The sequence below is a fragment of the uncultured Rhodococcus sp. genome (assembly GCF_963525155.1).
Lineage (GTDB): Bacteria > Actinomycetota > Actinomycetes > Mycobacteriales > Mycobacteriaceae > Rhodococcus_F > Rhodococcus_F qingshengii.
In genome coordinates this window covers 1-8,350 of record NZ_CAURKP010000208.1, presented here as the reverse complement: position 1 = coordinate 8,350, position 8,350 = coordinate 1, and the positions used below count along the sequence as shown (strand labels likewise).

At 61.8% G+C, this 8,350-nt stretch carries 7 protein-coding genes; 5 read left to right on the top strand and 2 right to left on the bottom strand.

The window, feature by feature from the left end:
• Positions 1 to 1,831: 5-methyltetrahydropteroyltriglutamate--homocysteine S-methyltransferase (gene metE, locus RWT78_RS25785; protein ID WP_314681832.1), on the top strand; the 1,831-nt coding region annotated here is incomplete at its 5' end.
• A 58-nt stretch (positions 1,832 to 1,889) separates the two neighbouring features.
• On the opposite strand, the gene RWT78_RS25780 is transcribed toward metE, so the two are convergent.
• The gene (locus tag RWT78_RS25780; RefSeq protein ID WP_003939914.1) at positions 1,890 to 3,488 is read right to left on the bottom strand and encodes an ABC transporter substrate-binding protein; all 1,599 of its coding nucleotides are present in this window, start codon (positions 3,486 to 3,488) and stop codon (positions 1,890 to 1,892) included.
• A gap of 174 nt (positions 3,489 to 3,662) precedes the next feature.
• The gene (locus RWT78_RS25775; protein WP_003939912.1) at positions 3,663 to 4,277 is read right to left on the bottom strand and encodes a TetR/AcrR family transcriptional regulator; all 615 of its coding nucleotides are present in this window, start codon (positions 4,275 to 4,277) and stop codon (positions 3,663 to 3,665) included.
• 104 nt (positions 4,278 to 4,381) lie between these two features.
• On the opposite strand from RWT78_RS25775, the gene RWT78_RS25770 reads away from it, so the two are divergent.
• The 4 genes from RWT78_RS25770 (at position 4,382) to fahA (ending at position 8,296) form a co-directional block, all read left to right on the top strand.
• Positions 4,382 to 4,933: a MarR family winged helix-turn-helix transcriptional regulator gene (locus RWT78_RS25770; protein WP_003939926.1), complete on the top strand. Its 552-nt coding sequence runs from the start codon at positions 4,382 to 4,384 to the stop codon at positions 4,931 to 4,933.
• Between the two features lie 110 nt (positions 4,934 to 5,043).
• Positions 5,044 to 6,243 (top strand): homogentisate 1,2-dioxygenase, encoded by a 1,200-nt coding sequence (locus tag RWT78_RS25765; RefSeq protein ID WP_030535304.1) that lies wholly within the window; start codon positions 5,044 to 5,046, stop codon positions 6,241 to 6,243.
• Positions 6,240 to 7,109 carry a hypothetical protein gene (locus tag RWT78_RS25760; RefSeq protein WP_314681828.1) on the top strand — a complete coding sequence of 290 codons (870 nt, stop codon included), beginning with the start codon at positions 6,240 to 6,242 and terminating at the stop codon, positions 7,107 to 7,109. Before RWT78_RS25765 ends, RWT78_RS25760 begins: the two co-directional genes overlap by 4 nt.
• Positions 7,106 to 8,296: a fumarylacetoacetase gene (gene fahA / locus RWT78_RS25755; RefSeq protein ID WP_003940530.1), complete on the top strand. Its 1,191-nt coding sequence runs from the start codon at positions 7,106 to 7,108 to the stop codon at positions 8,294 to 8,296. The genes RWT78_RS25760 and fahA overlap by 4 nt, the downstream gene beginning before the upstream one ends.
• The last annotated feature ends 54 nt before the right edge of the window (positions 8,297 to 8,350 follow it).

Sequence of the window (8,350 nt, the reverse complement as noted above, 5' to 3'; positions counted from 1 at the left end):
AGCACTTTCCGACGGCATTGCAGCCCGCCCGGTCGTCATCGGACCGGTCACCTTCCTGCTGCTCTCGAAGGCTGTCGGCACCGACGAGCCGCTGCTCTCGCGACTCGAAGAACTACTCCCCCTCTACGCGGATCTACTCGGTCGGCTCGCGAAGGCCGGTGCGAGCTGGGTTCAGCTCGACGAACCGGCCCTCGTGGGCGATCCCACCGACGAGGAAATCGAAGCGGCACGCGCTGCGTACGAACAGCTTTCAGCGCTGTCCGAGCGGCCGTCGATCCTGTTGGCGTCGTACTTCGGTTCGCTGCGTGAGGCGCTGCCCGCGCTTGCGTCCACCGGCGTCGAAGGATTTGTCGTCGACCTGGTGGCCGGTCAGGATTCGATCGGCTCCGTCCCCGAACTCGCCCGCAAACTGGTCGTCGCCGGTGTGGTCGACGGACGAAACATCTGGCGGTCGGATCTGGATTCGGCACTGAGCACGCTGGGTGCTCTGTTGGGCAGCGTGGATACTCTTGCCGTCTCCACATCGTGCTCCCTGCTGCATGTTCCGTACACTCTCGACGCAGAGGCCGATGTCGACAAGGCCCTGCGCTCGTGGCTCGCGTTCGGCACCGAGAAGGTCAAGGAAGTAGTAACTCTCGCAACCGCTCTCACACAGGGCCGAGAGTCGGTGGAGGACGAGTTCGCTCTGGCACGAGCGGCCGCGTCGACCCGCAAGGACGATCGCAGACTCAATGATGCGAGTGTTCGAGGCCGTTTGGACGCGGTGCTGAACTCGGCGACCGGTCGCGCGCCCGCCGCCGAACGTCGCGCTGCCCAGGACGAACTGCTTTCTCTGCCGCCGCTGCCCACGACGACCATCGGTTCGTACCCGCAAACCTCGAAGATCCGCATCGCTCGCGCAGCACTGCGCAAGGGCGAGATCGACGAAGCCGAGTACGTCAACCGTATGCGCGCCGAAATTGCCGAAGTTGTTGCGCTCCAGGAAAAGCTGGACCTGGACGTTCTTGTTCACGGTGAGCCGGAACGCAACGACATGGTCCAGTACTTCGCGGAGCAGTTGGACGGATTCTTCGCCACCGCCAACGGTTGGGTCCAGTCGTACGGCACCCGCTGCGTGCGTCCGCCGATTCTGTACGGCGACGTCTCCCGCCCGAAACAGATGACCGTCGACTGGATCACGTACGCGCAGTCCCTGACCGACAAGCCGGTCAAGGGCATGCTCACCGGACCCGTCACCATTCTGGCCTGGTCGTTCGTCCGCGACGACCAACCCCTCGCCGACTCGGCAAATCAAGTCGCACTGGCCATTCGAGACGAGACCGTCGACCTGCAGGCCGCCGGAATCGGAATCATCCAGGTCGACGAACCGGCTCTGCGAGAACTACTCCCACTGCGTGCCGAGGATCAGCGCGCCTACCTGGACTGGTCGGTCGGCGCCTTCCGGTTGGCTACCTCGGGCGTCGCGGATTCCACCGCGATCCACACGCACCTGTGCTACTCCGAGTTCGGAGCGGTGATCGGCGCCATCGCCGGCCTCGACGCGGACGTCACGTCCATCGAGGCGGCGCGCTCACACATGGAGGTCCTCGACGATCTCAGTTCGGTCGGGTTCGACCTCGGCGTCGGGCCGGGTGTCTACGACATCCACTCGCCGCGGGTGCCGAGCGTCGACGAGATTGCCGAATCCCTGCGTGAGGCACTCAAAGCTGTTCCTGTCGAGCGGTTGTGGGTCAACCCGGACTGCGGTCTGAAGACCCGCGGTTCCGTCGAGGCCGAGGCGTCACTGCGTAACCTCGTCGAAGCCGCGAAGTTGGTACGAGCGGAGCTATAGGGGCAAAGCCCCGGTGCGCCTTTTTGGTAGTGGGCACTACCAGAAAGGCGCACGGGGGTCAGCTCAACCACGTATTGCCGAAGAGCAGAATCCCGTCCGCACTCGGCATCACTCCGTGCACGTTCTCGCGCCACGGGATGAAAACCTTGCCGGAGTTGACCACGGCCATCGGCGCCGTCTCGTTGACCACGGTCTGAATATCGTCGATGACGGCTCGCCGCTCATCCTCGCCCGACGCTGTTTGCAGCTTGCCGAGCAACTCGTCCATCCGAGCGTTCTTGTAGCCGAGAATGTTCGACGGCGATTCGCTGAACAGGTTGCCGTACATACGCACGAACGGTGACTCTTCCAGCACGTTGAACGCGAAGTAGGACACGTCGTAGTCATGCTTTGCGTACAGCATGGAAATCAGATCGTTGATGCTGGTTGCGTAGGTGATGTCGACCGTGAAACCCACTGCCTGCAAGAGCGACTGAAACGTCAGTGCGCTGCGCTGCGTCGCCGGATCGTTCATCCCGACGTACGTCAGTTTTCCGTCGTAACCGTCGGCCTTCGCCTCGGCGAGATACTTCTTGGCCGCCTCGGGGTCGAAGCCGTTCCCGGCCACCGATCCGTGCCACTGCGACCACGACGCGAACATGTCGGTGCCGGGTTCGCCGAAGCCGCCCTGAACTCGCTCGTTGAAGGTAGTCGGGTCCACCGCAGCGACAATCGCCTTACGCACGCGCTCGTCCTTCGCTGCCCGATCGTCGCGCTGATTGATTGCCAGAACGCCGGCCATGCTGGCCGAGTACACAAATCCGGGATCACCGGCTTCGAAAGCCTCGTGAATGAAGTCGGGAGACTTCAGATAGGCGACTTGAATTCCGTCGGTGTGCAATCCCTCGAGTTTGCTCTTCTCATTGACGATTGCCGGAAAGCGCAACTTCTCAAGGTACGGCGCCCCGTCCCAGTACGTCGGACGGGCAGCGAGCACCAATTCGTCCTGGGAGGCGAACTTCTCGACGGTGAACGGGCCTGCCCCGATCGGGGTGAACGTGCCGGTAGCCATCGACGAGGGCGCGACGATCATGCCGGGACCGGTGGTGAACATGATCGGGAACTCGTCCCACGGCTGCGCCAATGTGAAGACGACCGTACTCGGATCCGGTGAATTCGTCTCGCGCACAGCGGTCTTCCACACCAGCGCGTGAGTTCCCTTCTTCTGCAGATAGTGATCGATACTCCACAGGACTGCCGCACTGTCCATCGGAGTGCCGTCGCTGAAGGTGACGCCGTCGCGCAATTTCAGTGTCCACACCGTGTTGTCGCCGTTGGCCGACAAGGACTGCGCCAAGTGGGGAACATACTCGCCCGCCGACGTATCGAAGCGCATGAGAAGGTCGTAGATGGCTGCCATTTCGCTACCACCGGTAGCGCCGCCGTCCTGACGGTCAGCCGGATCGAGACTGCTGATCCCGTTGTAGGTGGCAAACGACACGGTGCCACCCGAGCGCGGCTCTCCCCCGTTGTTCTGGTCACCGACAACTCCGACCGTCACGTCCGATGCATCCGTGGTCGTACCTTGGCTGCTACCGGCGCACCCCGTCACCACCAGCGTCGCCGACGCCAGGACAACCATCCAGATTCGAGCGCGGACTCGGTACGAGCGCTTCATTGCGACTCACTTTCACAGTTCACGGATACGTCGATCCCTGGATCGGACACCCCGACATATTTGTAAGTGAATTCTAGGTAAGGACTCGTCCTGCGTCTTCGTTTTCACAAAGCCGAAGCGATAATTCGCGTTCATGACAGCAGAAACAAGAACTGAATTCTAGGTTGCAACCGTTCAGCGAATTACCAGTCCGATGACGTCTTCGACGTTCCGCTGGGCCTCTGCGAATCCGATCCGGCCACTGGTCCACAGCGCAAGGGCCGTCAACATCGTGCCGCCTATTGCCACGGCCGCAACCCTCGCCGTCTCGGCCGGGACGCCGTCCATCAACTCGAACAGCATTCTCCGATGTGCCGCTGCGCGCAGATCCAACGACTCGATCACGAACTGATCCGAGGACGAATGGAGTTCGATCTCCAACCGAGCGAAGTAGGGCCTACGCTCGAATGCCTTCATCTCGCGGCGATGAAGTGCCAGAACCCGCTCGTACGCGTTGTTCTCGCCACCGTCTGCCCGCAACTTCTCAGGACGACGGACCGATTCGAGACCGCTCCACGCCGTCATCGCCGCAGCCAGAAGTTGCTGTTTGGTCGGAAAGTAGCGATACAGCGTTCCGAGTGCGACGCCTGAACGCTCCGAGACGTCTTTCATCTGGATTCGATCCGACGGCATCTCGGCCAGCATCTCGACCACCGCCGTGGTCAGTCGTCCTCTCCGCTCGAGTTGCCCCACCGACATGAGGTCGACGTCCAAGGGAAACTCGTCGCTGCGCGCAGTCACGCGCGTCACGATAGTTCAGAATCCTGACCGCAGTGCCGGGTTGCGAAGTTTCATCGTAACCCCGAGATCTAATACACGGATTAATCAACTGCAGATCGCGCTAGGGTTAGTCCATGACTGACCGGACAACCGATGACCAGCCAACCGTCGGCGTGCTGAACTTCTGGTCGTTCATCGAACTGGCCAACAAGCGACTGGCCACCGAACACGGCTTTCGCGACCAGCTGGCCACCGAGGTACTACTGACGCTCAATCGGGCTTCCAACGTGGTCACCTACGATCTCGAGTCGTCGATCCACCGCCCTCGCGGCTGGTCATGGTCCTCCTTCAGGCTGTTGTTCGTCACCTGGCTGGCCGGTCCGATCGAGCCGAAGGCTGCCGCCGAGCTCACCGGCATGAGTAGGGCAGCGGTCTCCAATCTGTCCAAGTCGCTGCTGGCGGACGGATTGATCGATCGTCGGCCCACCGAGAACGACGGCCGTTCGGTCCAGCTGTACCTGACCGACAAGGGCCGAGAAGCCATGGTCGAAGCCTTTCGTGAGCAGAACGAACGCGAACACGCCTGGGTAAGCGTCCTGAGCGAGGCCGAACAGCGAATTCTTGTCATGCTCCTAGACAAACTGATCACCAACCGCAGCCAGTTCGACGTACGCGGACGTAACTGACATAGACCCGACCCCCCTTGGAGGGTTGCGCTCATCACATCATTTTAGTTAATGTATTTACTATCTGGTGGAGGTGAGCCAGGCAGAACAGCACAAGAAGGAGCCCCGTCATGGCGTTCTATCGACAACTCGGCAACATCCCACCGAAGCGTCACACCCAACACCGTGACGAGTCCGGCAACCTCTACTACGAAGAGCTGATGGGAGAGGAAGGCTTCTCCTCGGATTCTTCGTTGCTGTACCACCGCGAGATCCCGTCGGCCATCGTCGACGCAACGGTCTGGGAACTGCGCGATCAGAGCACAACCCCCAACCATCCCCTCAAACCGCGCCATCTGAAACTCCACACGCTGTTTCCCGAAAGCACCTGGAACGAGACCGACGTGGTAACCGGCCGTCGTCTCATCCTCGGAAATGCCGACGTGCGATTGTCCTACGTCGTTGCGGCAGCGCCATCTCCCCTGTATCGCAACGCAATCGGCGACGAGATGGTCTACATCGAATCTGGCGAGGCGACCGTCGAGACCGTCTTCGGTGCACTCGAGGCCAGTGAAGGTGACTACGTACTGATCCCGATGTCCACAACGCATCGATGGATCCCCAAGGGTGACAAGCCACTTCGTGCCTACGCCATCGAGGCGAACAGTCACATCGTCCCGCCCAAGCGCTATCTTTCCCGCTTCGGCCAGCTGCTCGAGAACGCACCGTTCTGTGAACGAGACCTGCACGGACCGATCGCGCCCATGATCGCCGAAGGAACCGACGTCGAGGTACTGGTCAAGCACCGAACGTCGGCGGGCATCGTCGGCACCCGAATGGTTTATCCCACGCACCCTTTCGATGTCGTCGGCTGGGACGGCTGCCTGTACCCGTACACCTTCAACATCTCCGACTACGAGCCGATCACGGGCCGTGTTCACCAACCGCCGCCGGCGCACCAGGCGTTCGAGGGGAACAACTTCGTGATCTGCAACTTCGTTCCGCGCAAGGTCGACTACCACCCCCTGTCGATCCCGGTGCCGTACTACCACTCGAACGTCGACTCGGACGAGATCATGTTCTACTGCGGCGGTGACTACGAGGCGCGCAAGGGTTCCGGCATCGGACAGGGTTCGATATCGATTCATCCCGGCGGCCACGCCCACGGACCACAACCCGGCGCCTACGAGCGGAGCATCGGCGCCGAGTTCTTCGACGAGCTCGCCGTGATGGTCGATACGTTCCGGCCCCTCGAATTGGGTGAGGGAGCCCTGGCCTGCGAGGACGAAGCGTACGCCTGGAGTTGGGCAGGGCGGGGGCCTCGGCAATGACGATCATCTCCCCACTCCTGCGTGGCCTGTGCGACGACGCAGCACTCTTCCCACCCGGCAATGCTCCTCTCGCCGAGGCAATTCCGGCCCACGCCGCCTACCTGCAGGCGGATTACGACGCACTGGTCGGGCCTTTCGTTTTTCCCGCGCCGCGACTGGGCGAACTGGCTGCGTACGTTTCAGCGGACAGCCCGGTGACGCTGAGCCTGACCGTGCCGGCCGGCCCATCCGATACGGCGGCCGCACTCTCGAACGCGCTCGCCATCCCTGGTGTTCACGTCGCCGCAGTCGAGGTGGGAATTCCTGAAGGGTTGGACGCCGATGCGGCCTTCGAGGAAATCGCTCGTGTCCATGCCGCTCATCCCGACGTCGACATTTTTGTCGAGGTGCCTCGAGGTGATCGGCGCGCGGGCTATCTGGCAGCTCTCGAAACTGCCGGGCATTCCGCAAAGTTTCGCACCGGCGGGATTGTCGCCGAGGCGTACCCGAACGAGGAAGAGCTCGCCGATGCGGTGATATCCGTTGTCCGAGCGAATATCCCGTTCAAGGCGACTGCGGGACTGCACCACGGCGTGCGCAACACCGATCCGGAAACAGGCTTCGAGCAACACGGCTTCCTCAACATCATGGTGGCCGTCGACGCGGCGAGGCGGGGCGCCGATCGTTCGGAAATTGTTGCTGCACTGTCTCAGCGCGATGGAAAATCGATCGCGCAAGCCCTGTCCGACCTCACCGAGGACGAGGCCGGCGAGGTGCGTCGCCGATTCCTCTCGTTCGGTACCTGCAGCATCTCGGACCCTCTGACCGAGCTGGAAGGCCTCGGGTTGATCGTCCGCTCCGACAAAACCGAAGGAACTCTCGTATGACTGTCACGACCATCGACATTCCCGCCGACTCACTGTTCGGTCTCGACAATCTGCCGTACGGGGTCTTCTCCCCCGCGGGAGGGTTACCGCGTGTCGGTGTGCGCGTCGCCGAATCGGTGGTCGATCTCGCAGCGACACTGGGTGATTCCGTCTTCTCCGAACCGACTCTGAACGCGTTCATGGCTCAGGGACGAGATCAGTGGGTATCGGTGCGAAACCGGATCACGGAGCTCGTGACTAGCGAAATAGACTCGAATGCAGTGTTTTCCGTTGATTCGGTGACAATGCATTTGCCGATCGCAGTGGCCGACTACGTGGATTTCTACGCGTCGGAGAATCACGCAACCAACCTCGGACGCCTGTTCCGCCCCGACGCCGCCCCCTTGATGCCGAACTGGAAGCACCTTCCCGTCGGATACCACGGACGCTCGAGCACCATCGTCGTCTCCGGCACCGACATCGTTCGTCCCTGCGGACAGCGGAAGGCACCCGATCAGGAAAGCCCGGACTTCGGACCGTCCCGGCGCCTCGACATCGAAGCCGAGATGGGGTTCATCGTCGGAACTCCCTCGAAGATGGGCGATTCCATCACCCCGGACGAATTTGCCGAGTACGTCTTCGGCGCCGTCGTCGTGAACGACTGGTCTGCCCGAGACATCCAGGCGTGGGAGTACGTGCCCCTCGGTCCGAACCTGGGGAAGAGTTTCGCGACCTCCATCTCACCGTGGGTCGTACCCTTGCTCGCTCTCGAAGCAGCCCGAATCGACACTCCGGTGCAGGATCCCGAACCGCTTTCCTATCTGCGTGGTGAAGAGAAGTGGGGGCTGGACATCGACCTGGCCGTCGAATGGAACGGTCACGTCGTCTCCCGGCCGCCCTACGCCCAGATGTACTGGTCGCCTGCGCAGATGCTCGCGCACACCACCATCAACGGCGCAGCAGCGAGCACCGGCGATCTCTTCGCGTCCGGAACCATTTCCGGACCGGACAAAGATCAGCGCGGCGCCTTCATAGAGCTGACGTGGGGCGGCAAGGAACCCGTAGCTGTGGGCTCCGAGACCCGTACCTTTCTCGAAGACGGCGACACCATCGCCATCTCAGCCACCGCTCCCGGCGTCGGCGGATCACGAATCGGCTTCGGGGATGTTCACGCTCGGATCCTGCCTGCAACGCAAACCGAAAGATAGTGATTGACAACTGTTTGATTCACGCTGATCTGATGTCCGGAATTCCTTGCCTCA

Bases quoted from the DNA above. Each gene is read 5' to 3' on its own strand.
- RWT78_RS25780 (WP_003939914.1), bottom strand. From the start codon at position 3,488: ATGAAGCGCTCGTACCGAGTCCGCGCTCGAATCTGGATGGTTGTCCTG.
- RWT78_RS25770 (WP_003939926.1), top strand. From the start codon at position 4,382: ATGACTGACCGGACAACCGATGACCAGCCAACCGTCGGCGTGCTGAAC.
- RWT78_RS25765 (WP_030535304.1), top strand. From the start codon at position 5,044: ATGGCGTTCTATCGACAACTCGGCAACATCCCACCGAAGCGTCACACC.
- RWT78_RS25760 (WP_314681828.1), top strand. From the start codon at position 6,240: ATGACGATCATCTCCCCACTCCTGCGTGGCCTGTGCGACGACGCAGCA.
- fahA (WP_003940530.1), top strand. From the start codon at position 7,106: ATGACTGTCACGACCATCGACATTCCCGCCGACTCACTGTTCGGTCTC.